This is a genomic window from Alteromonas gracilis (assembly GCF_036870955.2).
Taxonomy (GTDB): Bacteria; Pseudomonadota; Gammaproteobacteria; order Enterobacterales; family Alteromonadaceae; genus Alteromonas; species Alteromonas gracilis_A.
Genome location: NZ_CP145482.2, coordinates 3,535,871 through 3,557,978, shown reverse-complemented (window position 1 = coordinate 3,557,978; position 22,108 = coordinate 3,535,871). Strand labels below are relative to the sequence as shown.

Genomic DNA, 22,108 nt, shown 5'->3' with positions numbered 1-22,108 from the left:
GCTGCTACCTGTGACGTTGCTGCTGATTGCGCTGAATAAGTGAATGTTTGAGTGATGCAGTATAGCTGTCAAGTTCGAGCTTGGCGCGATCATATTGTTCGTTCAAGCTAAGCGATGATGGGTCTCTCATCAATGCTTTAAAGGCAATGTCAGTTTGTTTGATCAGGTGCTTCAAATGTTGATTGCTATCATCCATGTCATTATGTTCCGTCGTAAACGAGTAAATTAGCTAAGCAAATGCACCCTAGCTCAGCAGCGGTAAAAAGATAACACTGGCTCCTTGAGTGTTATCTTTAATACTACATTGTTTTGTCACTAGTGCTAACTTATATTTTACAAAGGCTTAACAACTGCCAGGCAAACAATAGCGAGTATTAGCAGAACCTAAGCGCTTCATTGAGAATGCGGTAGAAGCGGGGTGAATGACGGTTTTCATCTCTCGCGAATTGCTTCAACAATTTAAATAAATAGAAGTGATAGCTGTAAAGCGCAAGTAAAAGTAATAACTTTATATGCAGCCATCCCGACATTTTAAACCAAGTTCCCCCGTAACTGACAATCAACGCGACGCCAAATACAAACGTTAGCAGTGCGAACGGGGTGACGAAAAACCACAAACGTCGCTCCATGATTTTGAATTCGTCTTTAACCACTTGTGAAGTAGTTGAGGCGTGATAAACAAAAAGACGCGGAAGATAGAATATGCCCGCCATCCAAGCAAGCATGAAAAAAATGTGAAGTGCTTTAAACCATAATATGTACATGCTAGTAATGTGCCCTTTGTAAAAAACTTTGCAATATGTTCCAAGTAACAACACCGATTATGTCGTTAAGCTCTTGATCGTAAATATACACGGCCCCAGAGCGCGAATTCTTTAAGTGTTCATAGACTTCGTGAAGTGTAGATTGCGCGCTAATGCCTTCCATTTGATAGTAACTTAACGCGGTAGCATCGTGATCTAGGCTCACATTGTATTGGACCAGTTTATACTGCACATCTATTTCAAATTTTGATTTCTGGACAACAATTGTTGTTGGATTTTTTTCGAGAAAGTCAGTAAGCGCTTTTTCGGGCGCGTCGTGAAATAGCTTGTATTGCGTATTCATCGCCGCTAACACCCCTGTCTTTTCAAGCGCTTCCCTGATGGATGAAATAGCATAAGGAAGATTTTGATAATCCAGTTGTCGAATAAAAATGGAGCGGTTGCCAAAAAACTGTGTTGACGTTACGTAGGCTGGAACAATTACTAACATAGCTGGCAATATAATTTGAGGGCTGTAGGACAGCTCCATTACCGCTGATAACGCGGCCAGCGGGGCGTGTAATACCGCAGTCAACATGCCAGCAATACCTAATAGTGCAAAGCTGTTGGTAAATTCAGGAACATCGACGAAATACGACAAAGGCAGCAATAAGACTGCGCTAAACGAGCATACCTATTACCATTACGGGGCCAATAATGCCGCCGGGTATACCAAGTCCTATAGCGAAAACAGCAAGTATTACTTTGAAAACAAGGGTTGAAACAAGTAACAGTGTGCTGGGCGAGGTGTCGAATAAATGCTCAACATCAACAAAGTTTGCGCCCAACGCTTCGGGTATAAAGGTGCCAATTGTGCCTGTAATTGCAGCGGCCAAAATAAGACGCCATACCATTGAAACTGGCCTAAACCAGGTCATCACGCGCATTAATTGGCTATTAAACAGTACAGCCAACATTCCTAGCAAAATGCCCAGCAGAACAAGATAAAAATACATCCACTGGCTAAAAGCATTAAACGACAGGAATGACAATTCGTTGATTTCACCAAACACAATTCGGGTTAGCACTGAGCCGCACGCTGCAGCTAACATAACGGGCACAAATATGTGAATTTTGTATTCTCGTAAAACCACTTCCATAACAAAAATAACAGCCGCGAAAGGAGTGTTGAACGAGGCTGATATTCCAGCCGCGATACCACACCCTGCTAGAATTCTAATGCTGTTATAGGGCAAGCGTAGCCATTGTCCTAAAAAGCTACTTCCCGACGCGCCCATATGCACTGAGGGCCCTTCACGTCCAACAACAAAACCACCTGCGAGTGCCAGCATACCGCCAAAAAACTGATTAATAGTGGTTCTAAAGGGAATGTGGCCGTAAAAGTATTTTACGCGATGGATAACAAATGGAATACCCAGTCGGTAGTGCTTAAACCCTGTCAAGAAGGCGATAAATAGAATGAGGGTAACGCTGAGGAAAGGTAAAAGTAGCCACACTAACCAATCATGCTTTAAATAGGACTGTAGCGTTGTAATGCCTGTAACTTGAAGCCACTCTACGCATAGTCGAAAAAGAATGATAATGAGTGCCGCGCAGGTCCCTCCTACAATGCCCAAAACGCACAATTGAACCGATGTACGTGGATGAGCCACTTCCTCTCTTAAAGCCTGCAAGCGCATGATGTGATACAGTAGGTTTGACGTAACCAGAAGCTTACCATAAACACCTAAATTTCATAATGTTTTAGACGTTATCTCTGGTTAGGGGCAAAGCGGGGGCAGGGTTTTACGATTCCATTGAATACATTGGGCCTTGGCACGTATTTTTCAGCCTTGAAGGTATACTCGCGTCGTCACGCGGGCACAACTGCCAGTGATAGAGCACAGCGAGTGAGAAAATGAGTAGTCAGACAAGAAGTAACAATGACAACTGATCAGTTAAAAAAAGTATTGGGCAATTATAAATGGTCTCTTTTAGTAACCTTCGCCATGCTGGCAATGGTGGCTTTTGGCTATCAGTTAGCACGCATTGTCGACGAAGGTCACTATAAAAAGGTTTTGGCACAAAATGACACCATTGCAATATTGTCAGAAGAAAATAATGCGCTACAAACAAGAGTCAATCAGTTGGAAGTTGCTGCTGAACTTGCAAAGCTTGAAACTGAGGCCATTACTGAGGTTGCCAACGTCAGTAAAAAGCAATTAGAAGAACAGCAAGAACTCGTTACCTTTTATGAGCGCGTAATGGCGCCCGAAAAAGGTGAGTCGGTTCTCGCTGTCGAAGGCGTAGAAGTGTTCAAACTAGATGGCAACCGCTATCAGTTGCGCATGGTATTGTTGCAAACAAGGCGGCAAAAGGCCGTCATTAATGGCAGTTTGAAAGTAAGCGTTGAAGGGGTAAAAGACAAACAGTCAATCACTCTTACCTCCGGAAATAGCAGCTTTATGCCTCAAGATATCAAGTATCGTTTTCGTTTTTTCCAGGCAGTTAACGTGGATTTTACTATTCCTGAAGGGCTTGAACCCGAGCGAATTTCATTTTCGACGTCGGTCTATCAATACAAAACGCGCAAAGCACAATTCGACGTAGATTTATCGTGGCAAGATGCACTGGCCGTTGAGATAGAATAAGCATTTTGAGAGTCTTTGGTTGTCTGTTTGTATGTAAATTAGCCAGTTGTTTGTATGTTCGTCGTTAATTGATCTTTTCTAGCGGCATAACAGTTGCCGTAGTAGGTATTTTTGATACAGTGACGTCATAGTCAGGCTTAGCCTTTTTACGGTAAAAGAGGCAACACGCTGTAAGGCCTTCTCGGGAAAAACAAATGACAGAAAAGTGCTTTCGCATGAAAGGCACAACGCTGACCAGCATTGTGCTAGAAGTAGTAGATTTTGAACCAGATACATTTGAGTCACAGCTCAGTCAAAAGGTGGCTAGCGCTCCTCAGTTTTTTACTCGCTCTTCGCTTATTCTTCATATAGTAAAACCTTTATCTGCAACAGAGTTTGAGCTGCTGGTCGCGCTGTGTCGACGCTTAAAGCTGCAGCCGATGGCAGTAAAAGGTGAAGTGAGCGAATTAAGGCCCATCATTAACGATTTGGGACTGGCTGATGTAAGCCAAAGCAAATTTACGGACTCGGCATTAAAAGCGCAGCGCGCAGAGCCTGCTCAGCCAGACAAAGTGAGTGAGAAAACAACACCGTCTGAAGTTGAACGGCCTGCCGAGCAAGGAGCAAAAGCACCCTCTGCAGCGTTTAAGCCTGCGAAGGTAGTATCTCGCCCCGTGCGCTCGGGACAGCAAGTTTATGCAGAAGGTGGCGATCTTATTGTTACAGCATCGGTGAGCGAAGGAGCCGAACTACTCGCTGATGGTAATATCCATGTTTATGGCACGCTGCGAGGCCGAGCGCTAGCTGGCGTCAAAGGAAATACTCACGCTAGAGTATATTGCCAAGGTTTGGATGCTGAGCTTATTTCAATTGCTGGTCAATTTATCATGCATGAGTCGGTGAAAGGCGAGTGCTGGAAAAACCTAAGCACAAGTATATTTAGAAGAAGAATCATTACGCATAGTGCCTTTGGCATAAAAACGTTAGAACAATTGCGCTAAAAAATGTGCTGTGTGAAGAATAGGAAAGAATAAATGGCAAAAATTATCGTAGTAACATCAGGTAAAGGTGGGGTTGGAAAAACCACATCAAGTGCGGCGATCAGTACAGGTCTGGCATTGGCTGGGCACAAAACGGTTGTTATCGATTTTGATGTAGGCCTTCGAAATCTTGATCTTATTATGGGGTGCGAGCGCCGAGTGGTGTACGACTTTGTCAATGTGATCAACAAAGAAGCAACGCTAAAACAAGCGCTAATCAAAGATAAGCGAACGGATAATTTATTTATTCTGCCTGCTTCACAAACACGCGATAAAGATGCGCTAACCATCGAAGGTGTGCAAGCTGTGCTGGACGAACTCAAAAACGACTTCGATTTTATCATCTGTGACTCACCTAGCAGGCATAGAGCAAGGGGCGCAAATGGCCCTTTACTTTGCTGATGAAGCTATCGTGGTAACAAACCCAGAAGTTTCCTCAGTTCGCGATTCAGACCGCATACTGGGAATTTTGCAGAGTAAATCGATGCGTGCTGAGAAAGGCGAAGCAGTAAAAGAGCACCTATTGCTAACCCGATACAATCCTACCCGTGTTGAAAGCGCTGAAATGCTTAGTGTGGCTGATGTAGAAGAAATACTCGCCATTCCTCTATTGGGCGTTATTCCTGAATCTGAGGCTGTACTAAAAGCGTCTAACCAAGGTCAGCCTGTTATTCTTGATAGCGAAGCTAATGCGGGACAAGCCTATTCGGATGCTGTAAAGCGTTTACTAGGTGAAACCGTTGAGCACCGTTTCTTAGAAGCTGAAAAGAAAGGATTCTTTAAACGATTGCTAGGAGGTAAGTAATGGGCATTTTCGATTTACTTAAGAAAAAGCAGAAGCCTAGCACTGCCGCTGTAGCGAAGGAGCGTTTGCAAATAATTGTTGCCCATGAGCGCAAAAAACGCAGCGAGCCTGATTACTTGCCTATGATGCAGCAGGAAATTATTCAGGTTATTCGCAAGTATGTAACCATTGCTGATGACCAAGTATCGGTTCAACTAGACAACAATGACGATTGCAGCGTCCTTGAATTAAACGTGACCTTACCAGATTCTCAATAGCCATCTCGCATTTCACTAATTTTAAAAAAAGAACAGTTTAAACGCGCTAGTTTTGCTGTTCTTTTTTTGTTGCCTCTTCATTAAAAATCATCCCTTTTTCAATAGCTTTATACCTAAAGGCTATGTACAAAATTCGTTTCTAATCTACACTCATCTTAGTGTGTTTCTATCACGCAAATCAAAGTGCCCAATGATTTTATAGGAAGTTGATATGCAACGGAGTTTAGAGCAAGAAGTTGCCCATTTAAAAAGGCGACTTGAGCGAGAGAAAAAAGCTCGCGAGTCCGCAGAACAATTGCTTGATGACTACGCTAAAAAAACGTTTATTGCCAATGAAAAGCTCAGAGAAGCTGTTGCTGAAGTTGAGCTTAGACAGCATGAAATTGAGTTCTTTGTAAAATCAACAACTGAGTCAACCAGCGCAGAGAGCAATCAAACTCTTGTCGAGTCGCTGTTAGAGCTAAGCGCAACATTTATAAATGCGAAATTTGCAGCGATTTTTTACACGAAAAATGGCACTCAGTATGGCGATCCTCGAGTAATCAGAAATACTTCTGAAACCGTCAATGTATCAAGCGTCGCTAACCTCATTCCTTTCGATATTGACGGCCCTATACCATATTGGTGTATACAAGAAGTAAGTGATGAAGAAAGTCAATTCTCTACTTGGCTAGTTTATCTAAATTTCAAATATATTGACCAAGTTGACGGTTGGCTGGCCATGCTTATTGATTCACCGATGATAGATGAAGAAAAGCTCTACGTATTAGATGCGCACATTGCTCAGCTACGACACAGCTTAGAAAAGCTAAATAATGACAACTTGCGAGCAAGTGAGACTAAAGAGGCCGCTGGTCTGAAAGATGAACTTTCTGATGCGCACAAGCAGCTGGCTATCGCCGATAGAATGTCCTCGCTAGGAATCTTAGCTAGCGGCGTCGCTCATGAAATAAACAACCCACTAGCGTTTATTTCGGCAAACAATAAATACCTAAAGCAAGCGCTTCTTCCTGCCATCGGAGAGTTGAAGGCATTGGCGGGTTCATTAGCGGGAAGTGAAGCGGGGGTCGCACTTGAAAAGAACAACTTAGTAAGGATGGAAGACGCCATAGCTGAAGTGTTGCAAGATAATATGGATGGCGTAGAAAGGCTTAGCAAAATTAGCGATAGCCTGCGCACCTTTGTTCATACCAGCAACAAAGAGTTTAAGCTGGTTGACCTTAACAAAGTGGTTAAAGATACCGTTAAAGTTGCATCGTTCAGCAAAGAGTTTCGAGAGGACATTGAAATACAGCTTTTCGATGACACGGCGCTAGTTGAGGCTAATGCTGGGGAAATAGAACAGGTTCTACTTAACATCATAATCAATGCTATCCACGCCACCCAAGAAGACGGAGGCGTGGCGGTGAACATTTTACGAGATGGGAAATACTTCACTATCAATGTGAAGGATGAAGGTGTTGGGATATCAGAAGCAAATCTAGCCAAGATATTTTCACCCTTCTTTACAACCAAAGCCGTTGGCAAAGGAACAGGATTAGGGTTGGCCATTTCAAAAAACATCATTGAGGCGCATGGCGGATTGTTGAAAGTAGATTCTACTGTGGATGTGGGTACCTGTTTCTCTATCATGCTTCCCCAAGCAACAAAGAAAAAAGAGACTGAGGCGATGGAATGACAGACAAACTTGAAATATTGCTAGTAGATGACGAAGCCGCTGTGCAGCGTGCATTAAAACGGACCTTGGAATGTTTAATACCTTCAACGATTGATACCGCAAGCAGCGGTGAAGAAGGGTTAGAGGCTTGTCAAAACAAAACATATGACATTGTCATTAGCGATTTGTCGATGCCAGGCATGAGTGGCACGCAGTTCTTAAAGCAGCTTTCTCATTCTGCCCCCGAGACAATTCGCATTATGCTTACTGCACATAGCGAAGCTGAACATGTGTTAGAGGCCGTAAACGAAGCGAATGTGTGGAGTTACCTTAAAAAACCGTGGGACGATACGCGCCTTGAACTTGTCATTGGCCAAGCCGTGAAAATGCGCAAAGCGCTAGTTGAGCGTAGTATGCTGCGTAGCGCACTGGTTAAAGCCGAATCAAGACGGAAGCGTGCCGTAGAAGGGTTTATTGGTGAGTCGAAAGCCCTTGAAAGTGTTTATTCCATTATTGAAAAGGCGGCACCCAGTTCTGCGTCTGTGTTCATTACTGGAGAGAGCGGTGTCGGTAAAGAAGTGGCTGCATCGGCAATCCATAACTTAAGTAAACGCAAGCACGACAATTTTGTCGCATTGAACTGTGCGGCAATTCCATCAGAGTTGATGGAATCAGAGATTTTTGGTCACGTAAAAGGGGCGTTTTCTGGTGCGGTGTCCAATCGAGATGGGGCGGCGACACAAGCAGATAACGGTACCCTTTTTCTTGATGAGCTTGGCGAAATGGATATGGGGCTGCAAGCTAAGATATTGCGCTTTATCCAAACTGGAACCTTCCAGAGGGTAGGGTCGGGCAAGCTGGAAAAAGTGGATGTCCGATTTATAGCGGCGACAAACCGTCAGCCGCTAGAGGCCATAAAAGATGGGCATTTGCGAGAAGATTTGTTTTACTTAGCTAAATGTTATAGCGCTTCATTTACCACCGTTGCGAGAGCGAGGTGATGATGTATTGTTGCTCGCCAACCACTTTATGAGGTGCTACATGTCGGAAGAAGGCAAGATGTTCTCCGGCTTTGCTGAAGACGCGAAACAACTGCTTCGCAGGTTTTCATGGCCTGGTAATGTTCGCCAACTGCAAAATTTGATCTATAGCTCTGTTGTTATGAATGATGGGCCTTTATTAACAGCCAGCATGCTTCAGTCTCAGATCCCGGTTGAACAAGCGCGTATTGAGTCAGTTGCTAAAGAAGCTAGCGACGTTTCTCAGTCGTCGGAATCAAGTACATATAGCGAAGACGAACTCGACAGCGTTGATGCATCGCATGGCGGGCCAACGGATGGTGATGGGGGCCACAGTGAGGAAGACATTATGCCACTTGCTGATATTGAACGCAAAGCCATCGAAGATGCCATTGCTTATTATGAAGACAATGTGGTTAAGGCTGCAAATGCACTTGGCGTCAGCCCCTCTACGCTTTATAGGAAAATACAGCAGTGGTAGCAGGGAAAAGCTTAATCATCTATTGCTAATGTTCAAAAAAACTATGTGATACAAATTTACTAAAAGGTAGTGCGGTGGCAAAGAGCAGCGAACAATCACATCCCATGCATGATCCAACCGTTAAACGGCTTATGCAACGCATGGAGCCACATATAGCGCAAAGTTTTACTGTAGAGCAGCAAATGGCATTGGCTCGCGTAGTAGGGCTTCGCGGTGGCCGCGTGCACAGTGTCGATTTAAGAGCAACGGTAAAGTTCCCCTTTTTACCCTATAGTTTCTATCTTGTTTTTCTTGCCGGAAGAAATAAACGCCCCCTCACGGCCAAAGAAAAAGCAATTGCAGCGGCCTCACTTTTTCTCATAGCTACCCTCACAGTCATGATATTAAGTTTGCTAGGGTTAGTTGTTATTTACCTTCTTAAATCACTGCTAGGCATAGATTTATTCGAGGGTTTCTCACTAGGGCTCTATGATTGGTTCAAATCGCTCTAGCTGCCATATGACTCGCTACTTCTAACTTTTCGGGGCATGGAAAGCATCTTTCTATGCCGACTTTATGATGTCTTTTCTTAACTAAACTCTCTTTATTCATTATTTGCAAGTCACGCCAGACACTCTGAGCTGGATAGATGCATTGATAGCGTTAATGTCGCTAGATGAATTATGTGTAACTGCAATATCGACCTTGATTCTGCTATTTGTTTTTCAAAATGGGAATTTGTAAAGCGACTTTAGTGTTTTGCTTTTCAATTTGAGAATTTTCAAATACCCCAGTTTCTCTTTTTTCTTTGTTTTTTCTTAAGTTGTTGATTTTGTTATGCTTGTAAAGTTGGCAAAGGTTTTGCTCTTATCTCCGTATCTTCACCTTGACCTGTTAGATAGAAGAACCATAACAGCTCAGGTGACCAGTTTATCTTCAGCATGCACATCATGTTTGAGTAGGAGAAAGATGATGAAAACAGTTACTGCCAAATTTAATAACAACGCGACTAATCACAAAGGTTTACCTATTGCAGCGCAGAAAGCGGTTGCGTTGATGGGGTTAATTGCATTGTCACCTTTGCTTCTTATTGTGGCTTGTCTTATCAAGTTAGAAAGTCGTGGCCCACTTATTTTTTCTCAAACACGTGTAGGTGAACAAGGTCGTCAGTTTAAATGCTTCAAGTTTCGTTCAATGTTCACACCTGACTCTCCCCAGTGGGAAGCTGCTGCGAAGATGAAAAGCGATAGAGAAGGTATTTGCCAGAAAATGTATAGCGACCCGCGCATTACTCGTGTTGGTCGTGTCATCAGAAAGCTGTCGATTGATGAGCTACCGCAATTGTTTAACGTTCTTACAGGTGACATGGTCTTGGTTGGTCCACGCCCTCACTTGACTTCAGAGTACGCTCAATACGATACAGACACATTGGCTCGTTTAAGTTGCAAGCCAGGCTTGACCGGTTTGTGGCAGGTTTCTGGTCGTGCAGATACAACCTTTGAGGAGCAGTTGATGTTAGATAAGACGTATATCGCACAGCAGAGCTGGTTCTTTGATGTCAAAATTCTGCTAGCGACTGTTCCCGCTGTGGTTACTGCAAGAGGCGCTTATTAATCTCCTTAAGTGTGTTTTGCCCTAAGCAGTATGTCGTAGTTGGCATACTGCTTTTTTTATTGCATTCCTCGATAGCGCGTTGAACTGCGCAATGCCACCCACTCACCCATTGTAGATGGGCCTTCATATTTTGTTTCTTTGTCATCGAGTGTTGTCACTCTCGTGAAATGACTCACCTTTGCTATAGGCGAATACGAGATAACATAACCGCAGCGACGTTTATTGTAGTTTTGCAAAATGCTACTGATGGTCTTGTGCATTTTGAGAAATTAGCATTTTGAAACGGCTGTAGAAAACCTCTGGTCACATGTATCTCTTTGAAAATAATATCTTTTTCGTGTTTGGCATAGGCTTTGCAAAAAGTCATGGTAAGTAAGCATTCCAAGTAGGAACTAGAGCCATGAAATCATTGTCAGTTGTCATCACTATGTATAATCAAGCTCACAGCATTGAAAACGCTGTTAAGAGTGTTTTGAACCAGGCTGTTAGCGTAGGTGAAATCATCGTTGTTGATGGTGGTTCAACGGACGGTAGCGTTGAAAAAGTTAACGCTATGCAGGCGCAGAACATCAAGCTTATACAGGTAGAGGGCTGCAGTATTGCCAGCATGCGTAACGAAGGTGTAAAAGCATCGTCTAACCACTATGTCGCTTTTCTTGATGCTGCCGACCAGTGGATGCCCTTTTTCACGTTCGAAATGCAAAAGCTTCAGGACAACTACCCTTGTTCAGATGTATTTGCGACTCGCTATCAGCGTGTTGACACTGAAGGCAATCCTGTGGATGCGAATATCTTCTTAGACTCTGTTAACCCTGAGGGTTATTTACTATCAGACTTTTTCAAAATGGTCACTTTAGGAGATATGCCTTTCACGGTGTCATCAATGATGGTTAAGAAAGCGAATTTCTTAGCTCTTGGCGGCTTCGCAGTAAGCGAGCATACCCGCGTACCTAAAGACTTCATCTTGCAAGCAGCGCTAGACGGCACTATCGCATATAGCCCTAACATACATATGCACTGTAAGAGTGATGCGCACAAACCTGGCTTTGAAGATCTTTTCCCAGTAGGCACTTACGCCTCAGCTGAACGCCTTTATACTATGGTGATGGCTGGTCGTTACCCACAAAAGACGGTTAAAAGCATTAAGCATTACTGTGCTGTTCAAGGTCTTGAAGCGGTGAAAGGCTTTATCAACGATGGCAATCAACATGCGGCCAAAGCAGTGCTGTTGATGCCTATGTGTCAACACCGCACGCTTTCTTTCGTATCTATGATGGCGTTGATGAAACTTCACGCGCTCAAGTCGACGCTTGGCAATGTTAAATCAATTCTATCTAAGGAGTGGCAGTCATGAAAATTAACGCAATCATAGTGGTTAGTAACGATGTAGACATTGTTGAGGAAGCCTTGCTATATGCCATGAAGTTCTGCCATAAAATTTACGTTTACGACAACCACTCAAGCGATGGCAGTTGGGAGCTTGTAAATGAAATGGCCTCAAGGTTCAGAGAGCTGGTGATTTTCGGACAAACCGATGAACCGAAGGAGAGTGGGTTATTAAATCGCATTTACAACCGCCATCACAGCGAATACACCAGCGATGACTGGTGGTACATACTTAACCCCGACGAGTTACTCAGTGAGTCGCCAGTGGAGCAGTTGAAGGAGGCGACTGCAGCGAAGAAAAATGCGATGAAAGTATGGTTGGCACGCTTTTATCTGACCAGCCAAGAAGTTGCAGATTTTGATAGTGAAGATGTAAATAAATCAATTACTAAGCGCCGTAAATATTATTCGGTGAATAAAAGTGAGAAACGATTTTTTGCTAACGACCCAGTGCGCAAGTGGTCAGAGTCGGTATCGACTAAATTCCCAGATTGGGCATCGTCCATGGCACAAGGTTTTATTGTTTCGCGCTGCTTTCCAATGCGCTCGCCACAGCAGCTAGAGAGTAACAATGTAAATTCGCCACAATGTGCGGTGCACCCGTGTGCATCAACGTTAAGTGAATACAAAAATGACGGGCAATTTAACATTACGCGTCGAGCTCGATTACATGCATTTATTTCACAGGTGAAGCATGTATTTGCAAAAAAGTTTCAAGGCTTTTTGAAAGCCCCTATTACAAACGCAAACAGTCGTAGCGCTTTGCAAAAATCACTGTAGGAGAGAATGATGTTAGACCGTACTAAAGCAAAAAAATACAGTGTGCTTATTGTCGAAGACGACGCACTAGCGCGTGCCACAGTGATAGGTATGTTATGTAAGGAATTTAACTGTAGCTATGTGGATGACGGGTTTGAGGCCGTCAGGTACTGCCAAAGGCATGAGTCGCCAGATGTTATTTTGATGGATTATCACATGCCTGAAGTCAATGGTGTTGATACGTGCATAAAATTACAAGCGTGCAGCCGTTCCAAAGATATCCCTATCATTTTCTTTACTGGTAATGATGACGGTGATGTACAAAAGCAGTGTTGGGGAGCAGGGGCTGCTGATTTTGTCTCTAAACCCGTAAAAGCCGATGTGCTTAAAATGCGTATAATGCGGCAAATCGAGGTGAAAGCCAAAGAGCGTCACCTCGTTTCTTTAGCATGTAAAGACCAGCTTACCGCTTTGCCGAACCGCCAGTTCTTAAAGCAAAATGCGCCAAGACTAATTAAACAACTTGTTCGGGAGAAGGCTGATTTGTCTGTGTTGATGGTCGATGTTGATAATTTCAAGAAATTCAACGACAACTATGGTCACTTGGAAGGTGATAAAGTGTTGAAAGCCGTTGCGCGTGCGCTGAGTGAGTCAGTGTCTAGGCCGCTTGATTGTGTGATGCGTTTTGGCGGTGAAGAATTTATGGTTTTACTTCCAAAAACTGGGCTAGACCATGCAAAGCGAATTGCTCGCATTATGACTAGGGCAGTGGAAGCATTAATGATCGATCATAGTTTCTCTGACCACGGGGTAGTAACAGTGAGCATTGGTGTGTCGTCATCAGAGCACGAAAACTCACTTAAATTCGTAGAGTTGGTGAAAAAAGCAGACAAAGCGCTGTATACCGCAAAAGCAGAGGGCAAAAACACGGTGTCATGTGGTATGAGGAAAAGAGCGACTACCCAACATCAGGCATCACCTTTGGTGGCATACAGCTTCGGCTAAACAGTAACTAGATCAGGTGTTTATGTTTGTATCAAGCTGTTGTGATGCCAAACGGATAACATCTTCATCAAGCGGGGGAGGAGAAATGTCGACTCCTTGGCTCAGCGTGTTTGCGATATGCGTTAAAACATCTACTCTGGCTTGCCACTTGTGTTCGCCGTTAATAATATGCCAGGGCGCATGTTGAGTGTGCGTTTGTTTAAACATCTCGTTAATGGCTATTTCATACTCGCTTCTTTTTCTTCTGTTATGAAGGTCTTCTTCGGTAAGCTTCCAGCGTTTGAAAGGGTTATGTAATCGTTCTTCAAAACGTTTTTTCTGTTCATCTGCCGAAATATGCATATAGAACTTAATGATGCGTACGCCGCTGTCGACCAAGGTACGCTCGAATTCATTGATTTCTTGATAAGCACGCACCCATTCGGCTTTACTTGCCAAGTTGTCCACGCGTTCCACCAACACGCGCCCATAGTGAGAACGGTCAAAAATCTTCAGGGTGCCCGGAGAAGGGATCTGCTGCCAAAAGCGATAGAGAAAGTGTTTGCTTTGCTCATCATCAGCAGGTTTGGCTACGGGAAAGACACTAACACCTCTTGGGTCTAGCTTTTCGGTAACTCTTCTAATCGCGCCGCCTTTTCCTGATGCGTCCCAGCCTTCAAAAATGATTAACGCGCGACGCTTTTGATGAAAATAAGCCTGCTGGACGTGAAAAAGCGTCTCTTGTGCACAAATTAAGCCTTGTTTGTACTCGTCTTTTTCGTCAAAGCGCGAGTCTGGAAATGAGGTGTATAGGGTAGGTGGTTTTGGATCCCATACCATATTAGAAGCCATTACTGTCTCGAATCAGGAAAATCGTAGTTGTAGAGTAACGCTTAAAGACAACTTAGCAAATGCTCTGCTGTACGGTTTTTGTTTAACGCTTTCGAGCTAAGCGGTATTGATTCATTAAGTTTCGCCCCAATAGTTGATGAAATTAGTCAAGTATTAGATAATTGCGCATAGTGTTTGTGCACTTGCACATTAAGTCCGGTTAAGAGGTGGGTATGTCTGTAGAAACGGCGTTGCCAATTGAGTTTTCTGATGCAGCGGCAGCAAAAGTGAAAACCCTTGTGACAGAAGAAGAAAATCCTGATTTGAAACTGCGTGTTTATGTAACAGGCGGTGGTTGCTCAGGGTTTCAGTATGGCTTTACATTTGATGAAAAAGTCAATGAAGGCGATATGACCATTGAAAAAGATAGCGTAACCCTAGTCGTTGACCCAATGAGCCTGCAGTATCTTGTTGGCGGCGTTGTTGACTATGTTGATGGCCTTGAAGGCTCGCGTTTCCTAGTTCAAAACCCTAATGCCACAACTACATGTGGTTGCGGTGCAAGTTTCAGTGTTTAATAAGCAATAACGCTTTACACCTGATGGTATGGTGCGTTCTTGCACCATGCCTCGTTTTTCTAATTTTCCTCTTTTCGTTCTTGTTGTCGACGTTATGTCTACAACACATTTCTATTTTTGTATTCCGTTAAGTAACCTGTCTCACAGATAAAGTACATTGTCTTCGTTCCTTAACTTGTCTAAGTTAACAATATAATTACAAGCATCAGCATGCGACAACAGGCAAAAAGGAAAGACCATGAGCAAAACCTTATTCGTCAACGGGACTGAATACCCCATCGATGTCCCAGATAACATGCCACTATTGTGGTTTTTACGCGATAGATTGGAATTTACAGGCACCAAATTTGGCTGCGGAAAAGGTTTATGTGGCGCCTGTACTGTCCACGTGGACGGTCAAGCTACACGAGCTTGTGTTATGCTTAGGTTAGCGCACTAGCGGGTCGAAAGGTTACGACGATTGAAGGTCTCTCTGAAGATGCATCTCATCCCCTTCAAAAGGCATGGCTAGAAGTAGGCGTGCCGCAGTGCGGTTATTGCCAGGCGGGCCAAATAATGAATGCAGCCAGCCTACTTGCAAAGAATACATCGCCTAGTGATCAAGAAATTGATAACGCCATGCAAGGGAACATTTGTCGATGTGGCACGTACCAGCGCATTAAAAAGGCGATTAATATTGCGGCTACCGAGCTTGCGAACTATGACCTAGCCAAGGAGGTTTCATAATGCGTGCTGATATTGAAAGTTTACTTGTTGAGCAGCGAGAAAAGCAGGCGCAATCGTTTACCGTTAAGCGCATGTCGGTGTCGCTAAATCGTCGACAGTTTTTAAAAGCAAGTGCCCTTGGGACATGTGGTTTGGTGGTGGGGGTATCACTTAATGCGCAAGCTAGCCCATCTCAGGCCGCCGAGTTCAACCCTAACGCTTTTATCCATTTGCAAAAAGATGGCAGCGTGCTTATTTATTGCGGTCGATGCGAAATGGGGCAGGGGATTAGTACGGCCTTGCCATCGGTAGTTGCTGATGAAATGGAAGCTGACTGGTCAAAGGTTACGGTAGAACAAGCCGAGGGTGATCAGGACAAATACGGCAGTCAGGCCACGGGCGGGTCAGCCAGTATCCGTACAATGTACGAACCTATGCGCAAAGCCGGTGCCGTTGCACGAGAAATGCTTGTCGCTGCTGCGGCAAAAGTGTGGGGTATAAGTGCCGAGAACTGTTATGCCGAAAACCACTTCGTTGTAAACAAAGCAACAAAGCAAAAATTGAGCTATGGCGAGCTTGCTAGCGTGGCTGCGACCATGCCAACGCCTGAAAATCCAACGCTTAAAGCGAAGGCGGATTTTCGTTATATCGGTTCGCATTTACCGCGTCATGATGTAGCCAAAGTTGTACAAGGTCAGCGCAAGTATGGCGTCGATACCAAAGTGGATGGTATGCAATACGCAGCTATTGTGCATTGCCCTGTGATGGGCGGGACGCTCAAATCAGTAGATAAAACCGACGCAATGAAAGTGCAAGGCGTAACTGCTGTAGTGGAAATTGCGCCTATGAAAGTACCCTTCGGTTCTTTGGGGGGCGTGGCTGTTGTGGCAAACAATTCATGGTCAGCGCAACAAGGTGTCGAAAAGCTTAAAGTAGAGTGGGACAGAGGCGAGCATGGCAGCTATGACACCATGGCGTACATGAAAACCTTGGTGGAAAACGTTGAAAAGCTTAAGCAAACAAAATTGCTGAGCGTGGCGATGTGGAAGGCGCGTTTGCAAAAGCTGCGCGAACGGTGTCAGCGACGTATACCGAAGGTCATCTAGTGCATGCTCCTATGGAGCCCAATGCAAGCGTGGTGGCTGTGGGTAATGGCACTTGTGAGGTGTGGGCGTCTACTCAAAGCCCAGATGACATTCAATCTGTACTGTCTCAGTTTCTGGGTATCGATAAGAAAGCCGTGAAAGTGAATGTGATGATTAGCGGCGGTGCATTTGGGCGTAAGTTTAAATGTGACTACGTGCAAGAAGCTGCGGCTATTTCTAAAGCTGTAGGTACGCCAATTCAATTAACATGGACGAGGGAAGAAGACACGCGCACAGGGTTCTATCATTCAAATAGCGCACAGCACATAGAAGCGTCGCTGGATAGCGATGGCAACGTAACGGGCTGGTTACATCGAGCGGCATTCCCGTCAATCAATACGCTGTTCGACCCGTCGGTACAATTTGCACCTAAGCAAATGCGATGAGTGAAGTAGAAAATCATCCCTTCGGTGTGGCTAATTTGAGAAGCGAGTCTGGCCTAGCACCGGCGCATACGCGTATTGGCTGGTATCGCGCGGTTTACGCTATTTTCTGGGGCTTTGCTTATGGCGTATTTACTGATGAGTTAGCAGAAAAAGCCGGGGTGGATACTGCTACCATGTTACACCGCCTGTATGACAGCAACGCTAATCCCAAGCAGGCTGAGCAAGTTAAGCGTTCAAAAGGCGTTCTTGACTTGGTGGTTGAAAAGTCGGGTTATGGTAAGGCTCTTCCTGACGGTGAAGGCATTGGTATTGCTGTGCACTACAGTTTTCAAACCTACATTGCTATGGCCGTTCACGTACGTATGAAAGGCGACGACTTTGAAGTACTTAGAGTGGACTCAGCAGTGGACTGCGGACAAGTGCTTAATAAAGACGGCGCTACAGCGCAGCAAGAAGGTGCCGTAGCGATGGGGATATCGTTAGCAAAATACTGCGAAGTGTCGTTTAAAGATGGCGCCGTGGTAAACAGTAATTTCCACGACTACCCAGTCATGCGCATTAGTGATATGCCTGAAGTTCATGTGCATTTTATCGACTCTGACGCTAAACCTACTGGATTGGGAGAGCCTGGTATGGCGCCTTTTGCTCCGGCGTTAAGTAATGCTATTTACCAAGCATCCGGTAAGCGTCACAGAAATTTGCCAATACAACCCATGAAAGCGTAAAGCGGCAAGCGACAAGAATACGCTTTTTTAGCTATTTGGATTGTGCATAGGTCGTTCATTCACATAGGGTGAATGTGCGACCTCATTGTTTTATGTGCGGGAAAACTAGGTCCGTTTTTAACGTTAAATAGGGTATTGAAATGAAATTGTATGGTTCGACAACATCACCTTATGTACGCCGAATACGCATTGTGTTGGCGTCAACAGAACACGAATTTCTGAACTTGCAGATATTTTCTGGAGAAGATCGCACGCTGCTTGCTTCGCGTAATCCCACACTAAAAGTACCTTGTTTAGAAGATGACGGGCAGATGATTTTTGATTCGCGTATTATCTACAATTATCTCGCAGATAAGCTCGATTTAGAGGGATTAACGTGGGAAGAAGAAAATCAACTGACCTTGATTGACGCAGCAAATGACTCATTTGTTCAGATGATGCTACTAAAGCGTTCTGACTTTGATATTAGCGAAGACAAGATGTATTTCTCACTACAGCGTGAGCGTATTGAAGCGGTTCTCTCAACCCTAAGTGCCCAATTAGACGCAGGTGGATTTAGTACGTGGAGCTACCCTGAAATTTGCCTGTATTCATTAGTTGACTGGGTACTTTTTCGAGAGCTTCACGATATGAAACGCTATCCACAGTTGCTTGAGTTTCATGAAAAACATCATCATCGTATTGAAGTTACAGCCACCGACCCAAGAAGTTAGCCTTTTACACTCGGCTAACTTCTACTAGTAGCCTTTGTCGAAATCGAATTGGTAGTGCAAAGGTTGATTATTGAGGTACCGTTTGGCGTTTTTCAAAAATACACTCGCGACATCTGATGGCTGTGACTCGGCAGCCGTATGCGCCGTAATACTTACTTTCGGGTGTGCCCAAAACGGATGATTTCGAGGAAGAGGCTCTTGTCTGAAAACATCGAGAACAGCGTGAGCCAAGGTTCCTTTATCTAAACAGGTAATCAGCGCATCCTCATCAATGGCGCTGCCCCGTCCGGCATTAACTAATATGCTGTGTGGCTTGAGCGCGTGTAGCAGCTCGTGGGATATTACATTCTGTGTCTCTGGCGTGTCGGGCATAAGGTTTATGATATGGTCTGCATGCTGCGCAAATTCAATGATAGACGCCTTGGTATACACTGCCTCAGTGCCTTCAACCGGAGCGCCGTTGCGACTTAGTCCAATAACCTGCATACCAAAGGCATGTGCGACCGGGATAAGCGACTGACCTATACTACCTATACCTAAAATACCCAATGTTTGTCCATGTAAGGGGTGGCGTGGCTCTGCTTTCCAACGCGGTGGCTGAGCTTTTTGGTTTACGTCAAAGGCGGGTATGTTTCTAGCGTGTTGCAGTAAATACGCAAATACATATTCACGCATGAGTTTACCAAATATGCCTTTTAGACCAGTGAGTATGTAGTCTCTTTTATTGGCACGCAGTAAAGGCGCATTGCCTGCCCATGTTGATTGGCACCAGGTTAATCCATCACATTGCTCAATTATTTCTGCTGCGAGGTCTGGGTCTGAGAGCAATATTGAAACCTTATGAGGGTCTATATCTTTGGGCGATGTGGCAATTTGTTGAATACGAATATTGGAAGAGAATGCGTTGTCGCCACTGTGAGTCTCGATATCAAAGCTTGCTAATTGTTGCGTAATGGCGCTGGCAATATCATGGGCTTCATCACTCAAAATCGTGACATCAAGCGCTGTCGTAGCAGTTGAATTCATTCGTTTTTGTATCCCAAAGTAAACTTTTCTTTCCTAGCTTCAAAGCGTTTTTCGTATAGCTAGTTGTTCTAAAATTGTGATTTAAGTTTTACATTTTTGTAAATGAGTCGGCATATAGTGTCGAGTTTGTATCAATACTTAACGGAATAACTATGCAGTCAAATACTCTTTCTTCTATCAACGTCGAGCACGCAAAAGTGCTATCGCCAAAACGTAATACCACTGTGGCTGACACCACAGAGGCGCTAGTTGCAGAACAACTTTCTCATTTTGGTATCGATGCAGCAAGCGACTATGGGAAAGCGCTAGCGAATACTGCTCATCACCTTTACGGCGCACAATCTAGCGTTATGCAGCTCTGGGATATTACTAGTAACACGCTGCAAGGGCTCGATAAAGAGGACAGAGTAGCCTATTTCAACGCCAAAAAATTCTTGTCATTCCAAATTGCAAAAATTCTCGACACGTTGCAAAACCCGTTTAGAGCAACATATCAAAGTTTATCCGGCGGCAATGGCTCACAAGGTCATTATCCTTTATTCGACAACGTCACGGCGCTTTTCTCTGCCACTCCAGTGGTGGTACGTACGGCTACCTACGTCTATGCCTGTACCGAATGGGTAGATGACGCATTCCAAGGTAAAGAATTCACGCACCAAATCTATTCTCGACTGCTCAATCCTACCAATATTTCATTGGCTAATGCCATTGTTGATATGGAAGCGGGACCTTATGCAGCGCAATATCTCGCGTGGAACTTCAACTCAGGTATGGCGGCAATTGATGCGTGTTTATCAAACGTGTTAAGTCATGGCGATGTGCTGATTGTTTCACGCAATGTTTATGGCGGTGTGTATCAGCTATTGCACGACTACTTTGCGCGCAGCAACCGCATGGATATTCAAATTGCATGGTTTGATGGCTATGACAAAGACAGTTTCGCCGAGTTTATGCAGGAGACTAAAAAGAAACATGCGGCACGTTTAGATAATGGCGCAAGTATGCATGTGTATCTTGAGTCTCCGTGTAACCCACATGGTTATGTTTTAGATGTGCCTGGCATATGTGAACTCGCGCATGCAGAAGGTTCGCTGGTTATGCTGGATTCAACGCTTGCCACTCCTGTGTTGCATCAGCCCCTTCAGCACAAAAACAAAGCGGCCAGACCCGATTACGTGATGCATAGCTACACCAAAGACTTGTGTGGTAGCGGTGCGACGACCGCAGGCGTTGTTATTGGCGAGGGGCATCGCATGTTCCAGCCAAAAGGCAGCAATATGAATGGCGTAGATTGGTCTGAAACCATGTTCTGGGATGTGTATTACATCAAGGGCGCTTTCCTAGACTCAGAAAAAGCGTTTGATGTGCTAAATGGTATGAAAACATTAGAACAGCGCATGATGACTAAGGTGATTAATACCGAAGTGTTTACGGCGTTCTTACATGCGCATGATCAAATTCGCGTTAACTGCCATGCATTACCTGAACACAGTAATGCTTAAACTTGCGAGAAAAGCAGCACGCAAACGGATGGCCTTGCACTTTGTTTACTGTGGATATGGCACCTAAGCAAACCTACCTCGTGATGTATTTACACGATTTTTCGATGCCCTAGAGCCCGCGTTTAGCCATCAGGTCAGCATTGGCCAGAACAACACCATTATATTATGCCCAGCGCTCACTTCACACTCTGAACTAAGCACAGATGAGCAAAAGAAAGCGGGTATTGAGCTTACGACTATGCGTATTGCGATGGGCACTGACAATGTTAAACAGCTTATTGCGCATTTCATGCTTGCAGCAAAACACTTTATCGAGCCACATGCTCCAGGTTTCTGCCAGAAGTTTATGGCCGTTGATGATATAGACGCCTTGTATTTAAGTGTGAGCGAGAGAGTATGCGCGCAGCATTTTGGCAGTAAACCCAGTATGGCATCACTTATGAAAGGCCATGACTAAGTCGGCGCTCACTTAACATTCGCTGCGGTAGTGATACTCAAGTAATTAGCGCGGTAGTCGATAATTACATTGAGGATGTACTCCTTCTCCCGGGCCTTTCCTTACGCGGGCTCGGGATTTTTTTTGCTTATTGTTATTAAGGCAGCGCTATGCACCAGTTCAAAATAGATGTCACATTAGACGCATCATTGCCCTTTGTTTTCGCCGCATTCCACGAACCTGAGTATTTGTCTGAATGGTTTGCGCCCGGTAACTGCGTGGTGTCGCAAATAATGAGTGACTTTAAAGAAAATGGCCGTTATCGCATAAAAATGATGGAGCCAAGTGGTGTTGAGATGTCGCTTACTCTATGAGTACATCACCATATTACCCAACGAGCAATTGGCATTCTCATGGGCATGGGAAGATGACCTAGAAGACTCAGTAATGACGTCGGTGGATATTCATTTTGAAAAAACCGAAGAAGGATATGTGAGGTTGGTGCTAGTACAAAGTGGTTTCGCCAACAAAGAAGAGTGCGACCAGCACAACTACGCGTGGATGTCATGCCTTGAAAAACTGGCTGTTTTGGCGAGCCAAAAGGAGTCTTTCAATTAGTGTGAGTGCGTTGGAGCGACATTTTTTAGCAGTGCCTTGAGCACATCGCGAAAAGCAGAAGTAAGAGGGAGATTCTCCCTCGTACCACT

At 44.5% G+C, this 22,108-nt stretch carries 20 protein-coding genes and 6 pseudogenes; 21 read left to right on the top strand and 5 right to left on the bottom strand.

Features of this window, described 5'->3' with window-relative positions; translation table 11 throughout:
• Positions 1-4: 4 nt before the first annotated feature.
• The 3 genes and pseudogenes from V6N89_RS17155 to V6N89_RS17145 form a co-directional block, all read right to left on the bottom strand.
• Positions 5-196 (bottom strand): hypothetical protein, encoded by a 192-nt coding sequence (locus V6N89_RS17155; RefSeq protein WP_338518637.1) that lies wholly within the window; start codon positions 194-196, stop codon positions 5-7.
• Between the two features lie 137 nt (positions 197-333).
• A pseudogene (locus V6N89_RS17150) lies at positions 334-764 on the bottom strand (CopD family protein).
• A gap of 1 nt (position 765) precedes the next feature.
• Positions 766-2,443 (bottom strand): annotated as a pseudogene (locus V6N89_RS17145) (chloride channel protein).
• A gap of 243 nt (positions 2,444-2,686) precedes the next feature.
• Here V6N89_RS17145 and V6N89_RS17140 point away from each other — a divergent pair.
• From V6N89_RS17140 to V6N89_RS17085, 12 genes and pseudogenes are all read left to right on the top strand, one after another.
• Entirely contained in the window at positions 2,687-3,394 is a 708-nt protein-coding gene (locus tag V6N89_RS17140) for a DUF6776 family protein (RefSeq protein WP_338518636.1), read from the top strand.
• A 194-nt stretch (positions 3,395-3,588) separates the two neighbouring features.
• Positions 3,589-4,351, top strand: a pseudogene (minC, locus tag V6N89_RS17135) (septum site-determining protein MinC).
• A gap of 56 nt (positions 4,352-4,407) precedes the next feature.
• Positions 4,408-5,218 (top strand): annotated as a pseudogene (minD, locus tag V6N89_RS17130) (septum site-determining protein MinD).
• The gene (gene minE / locus V6N89_RS17125; RefSeq protein ID WP_159626548.1) at positions 5,218-5,475 is read left to right on the top strand and encodes a cell division topological specificity factor MinE; all 258 of its coding nucleotides are present in this window, start codon (positions 5,218-5,220) and stop codon (positions 5,473-5,475) included. The pseudogene minD and the gene minE overlap by 1 nt, the downstream one beginning before the upstream one ends.
• 211 nt (positions 5,476-5,686) lie before the next feature.
• Entirely contained in the window at positions 5,687-7,153 is a 1,467-nt protein-coding gene (locus tag V6N89_RS17120; RefSeq protein ID WP_346993013.1) for a sensor histidine kinase, read from the top strand.
• Positions 7,150-8,133 carry a sigma-54-dependent transcriptional regulator gene (locus V6N89_RS17115; protein WP_338518632.1) on the top strand — a complete coding sequence of 328 codons (984 nt, stop codon included), beginning with the start codon at positions 7,150-7,152 and terminating at the stop codon, positions 8,131-8,133. The genes V6N89_RS17120 and V6N89_RS17115 overlap by 4 nt, the downstream gene beginning before the upstream one ends.
• Positions 8,134-8,173: 40 nt before the next feature.
• Positions 8,174-8,632 (top strand): helix-turn-helix domain-containing protein, encoded by a 459-nt coding sequence (locus V6N89_RS17110; RefSeq protein WP_338518631.1) that lies wholly within the window; start codon positions 8,174-8,176, stop codon positions 8,630-8,632.
• 74 nt (positions 8,633-8,706) lie between these two features.
• Complete coding sequence (locus tag V6N89_RS17105; RefSeq protein ID WP_338518630.1) at positions 8,707-9,123, top strand: hypothetical protein; 417 nt, start codon at positions 8,707-8,709, stop codon at positions 9,121-9,123.
• A 457-nt stretch (positions 9,124-9,580) separates the two neighbouring features.
• Complete coding sequence (locus V6N89_RS17100) at positions 9,581-10,225, top strand: sugar transferase (protein WP_338518629.1); 645 nt, start codon at positions 9,581-9,583, stop codon at positions 10,223-10,225.
• Between the two features lie 400 nt (positions 10,226-10,625).
• Positions 10,626-11,579, top strand: a complete 954-nt coding sequence (locus tag V6N89_RS17095) for a glycosyltransferase family 2 protein (protein WP_338518628.1) — start codon at positions 10,626-10,628, stop codon at positions 11,577-11,579.
• Complete coding sequence (locus V6N89_RS17090) at positions 11,576-12,391, top strand: glycosyltransferase family 2 protein (RefSeq protein ID WP_346993012.1); 816 nt, start codon at positions 11,576-11,578, stop codon at positions 12,389-12,391. The genes V6N89_RS17095 and V6N89_RS17090 overlap by 4 nt, the downstream gene beginning before the upstream one ends.
• A 6-nt stretch (positions 12,392-12,397) precedes the next feature.
• Complete coding sequence (locus tag V6N89_RS17085; RefSeq protein ID WP_338518625.1) at positions 12,398-13,375, top strand: GGDEF domain-containing response regulator; 978 nt, start codon at positions 12,398-12,400, stop codon at positions 13,373-13,375.
• Positions 13,376-13,387: 12 nt separating this feature from the next.
• Here V6N89_RS17085 and V6N89_RS17080 read toward each other — a convergent pair whose 3' ends face one another.
• A complete protein-coding gene (locus V6N89_RS17080; RefSeq protein ID WP_346993011.1) occupies positions 13,388-14,206 on the bottom strand; it encodes a polyphosphate kinase 2 family protein in 819 nt (272 codons plus the stop codon).
• A gap of 212 nt (positions 14,207-14,418) precedes the next feature.
• Between V6N89_RS17080 and erpA the strand changes: the two genes are divergently transcribed.
• The 6 genes and pseudogenes from erpA (at position 14,419) to V6N89_RS17050 (ending at position 18,437) form a co-directional block, all read left to right on the top strand.
• The gene (erpA, locus tag V6N89_RS17075; RefSeq protein WP_159626566.1) at positions 14,419-14,763 is read left to right on the top strand and encodes an iron-sulfur cluster insertion protein ErpA; all 345 of its coding nucleotides are present in this window, start codon (positions 14,419-14,421) and stop codon (positions 14,761-14,763) included.
• Positions 14,764-15,001: 238 nt separating this feature from the next.
• Positions 15,002-15,489: pseudogene (locus V6N89_RS17070) on the top strand ((2Fe-2S)-binding protein).
• Complete coding sequence (locus V6N89_RS17065; RefSeq protein ID WP_346993010.1) at positions 15,489-16,574, top strand: molybdopterin cofactor-binding domain-containing protein; 1,086 nt, start codon at positions 15,489-15,491, stop codon at positions 16,572-16,574. The pseudogene V6N89_RS17070 and the gene V6N89_RS17065 overlap by 1 nt, the downstream one beginning before the upstream one ends.
• Positions 16,511-16,999, top strand: a complete 489-nt coding sequence (locus V6N89_RS17060) for a molybdopterin cofactor-binding domain-containing protein (RefSeq protein WP_346993009.1) — start codon at positions 16,511-16,513, stop codon at positions 16,997-16,999. The genes V6N89_RS17065 and V6N89_RS17060 overlap by 64 nt, the downstream gene beginning before the upstream one ends.
• Positions 16,996-17,724 (top strand): molybdopterin cofactor-binding domain-containing protein, encoded by a 729-nt coding sequence (locus V6N89_RS17055; RefSeq protein ID WP_346993008.1) that lies wholly within the window; start codon positions 16,996-16,998, stop codon positions 17,722-17,724. Before V6N89_RS17060 ends, V6N89_RS17055 begins: the two co-directional genes overlap by 4 nt.
• Before the next feature lie 140 nt (positions 17,725-17,864).
• Positions 17,865-18,437 (top strand): glutathione S-transferase family protein, encoded by a 573-nt coding sequence (locus V6N89_RS17050; protein WP_338518621.1) that lies wholly within the window; start codon positions 17,865-17,867, stop codon positions 18,435-18,437.
• Positions 18,438-18,461: 24 nt separating this feature from the next.
• Here the strand turns inward: V6N89_RS17050 and V6N89_RS17045 are convergent, their stop codons facing one another.
• The gene (locus V6N89_RS17045) at positions 18,462-19,463 is read right to left on the bottom strand and encodes a D-2-hydroxyacid dehydrogenase (RefSeq protein ID WP_338518620.1); all 1,002 of its coding nucleotides are present in this window, start codon (positions 19,461-19,463) and stop codon (positions 18,462-18,464) included.
• Between the two features lie 152 nt (positions 19,464-19,615).
• Between V6N89_RS17045 and V6N89_RS17040 the strand changes: the two are divergent.
• The 3 genes and pseudogenes from V6N89_RS17040 to V6N89_RS17030 all read left to right on the top strand — a co-directional run bounded on the left by V6N89_RS17040 (position 19,616) and on the right by V6N89_RS17030 (position 22,019).
• Positions 19,616-21,422: pseudogene (locus tag V6N89_RS17040) on the top strand (trans-sulfuration enzyme family protein).
• Positions 21,423-21,571: 149 nt separating this feature from the next.
• On the top strand, positions 21,572-21,775 hold the full coding sequence (locus V6N89_RS17035; RefSeq protein WP_346993007.1) for an SRPBCC family protein: 204 nt from the start codon (positions 21,572-21,574) through the stop codon (positions 21,773-21,775).
• Positions 21,747-22,019 carry an SRPBCC family protein gene (locus tag V6N89_RS17030; RefSeq protein ID WP_346993006.1) on the top strand — a complete coding sequence of 91 codons (273 nt, stop codon included), beginning with the start codon at positions 21,747-21,749 and terminating at the stop codon, positions 22,017-22,019. The genes V6N89_RS17035 and V6N89_RS17030 overlap by 29 nt, the downstream gene beginning before the upstream one ends.
• Positions 22,020-22,108 lie beyond the last annotated feature (89 nt).

Excerpts from the sequence above, each read along its gene's own strand:
- V6N89_RS17065 (WP_346993010.1), top strand. The coding sequence starts at position 15,489 with ATGCGTGCTGATATTGAAAGTTTACTTGTTGAGCAGCGAGAAAAGCAG.
- V6N89_RS17035 (WP_346993007.1), top strand. The coding sequence starts at position 21,572 with ATGCACCAGTTCAAAATAGATGTCACATTAGACGCATCATTGCCCTTT.
- V6N89_RS17120 (WP_346993013.1), top strand. The coding sequence starts at position 5,687 with ATGCAACGGAGTTTAGAGCAAGAAGTTGCCCATTTAAAAAGGCGACTT.
- V6N89_RS17055 (WP_346993008.1), top strand. The coding sequence starts at position 16,996 with ATGAGTGAAGTAGAAAATCATCCCTTCGGTGTGGCTAATTTGAGAAGC.
- V6N89_RS17085 (WP_338518625.1), top strand. The coding sequence starts at position 12,398 with ATGATGTTAGACCGTACTAAAGCAAAAAAATACAGTGTGCTTATTGTC.
- V6N89_RS17090 (WP_346993012.1), top strand. The coding sequence starts at position 11,576 with ATGAAAATTAACGCAATCATAGTGGTTAGTAACGATGTAGACATTGTT.
- minE (WP_159626548.1), top strand. The coding sequence starts at position 5,218 with ATGGGCATTTTCGATTTACTTAAGAAAAAGCAGAAGCCTAGCACTGCC.
- V6N89_RS17115 (WP_338518632.1), top strand. The coding sequence starts at position 7,150 with ATGACAGACAAACTTGAAATATTGCTAGTAGATGACGAAGCCGCTGTG.
- V6N89_RS17050 (WP_338518621.1), top strand. The coding sequence starts at position 17,865 with ATGAAATTGTATGGTTCGACAACATCACCTTATGTACGCCGAATACGC.
- erpA (WP_159626566.1), top strand. The coding sequence starts at position 14,419 with ATGTCTGTAGAAACGGCGTTGCCAATTGAGTTTTCTGATGCAGCGGCA.
- V6N89_RS17095 (WP_338518628.1), top strand. The coding sequence starts at position 10,626 with ATGAAATCATTGTCAGTTGTCATCACTATGTATAATCAAGCTCACAGC.
- V6N89_RS17140 (WP_338518636.1), top strand. The coding sequence starts at position 2,687 with ATGACAACTGATCAGTTAAAAAAAGTATTGGGCAATTATAAATGGTCT.
- V6N89_RS17100 (WP_338518629.1), top strand. The coding sequence starts at position 9,581 with ATGATGAAAACAGTTACTGCCAAATTTAATAACAACGCGACTAATCAC.
- V6N89_RS17110 (WP_338518631.1), top strand. The coding sequence starts at position 8,174 with ATGTCGGAAGAAGGCAAGATGTTCTCCGGCTTTGCTGAAGACGCGAAA.
- V6N89_RS17155 (WP_338518637.1), bottom strand. The coding sequence starts at position 196 with ATGGATGATAGCAATCAACATTTGAAGCACCTGATCAAACAAACTGAC.
- V6N89_RS17080 (WP_346993011.1), bottom strand. The coding sequence starts at position 14,206 with ATGGCTTCTAATATGGTATGGGATCCAAAACCACCTACCCTATACACC.
- V6N89_RS17045 (WP_338518620.1), bottom strand. The coding sequence starts at position 19,463 with ATGAATTCAACTGCTACGACAGCGCTTGATGTCACGATTTTGAGTGAT.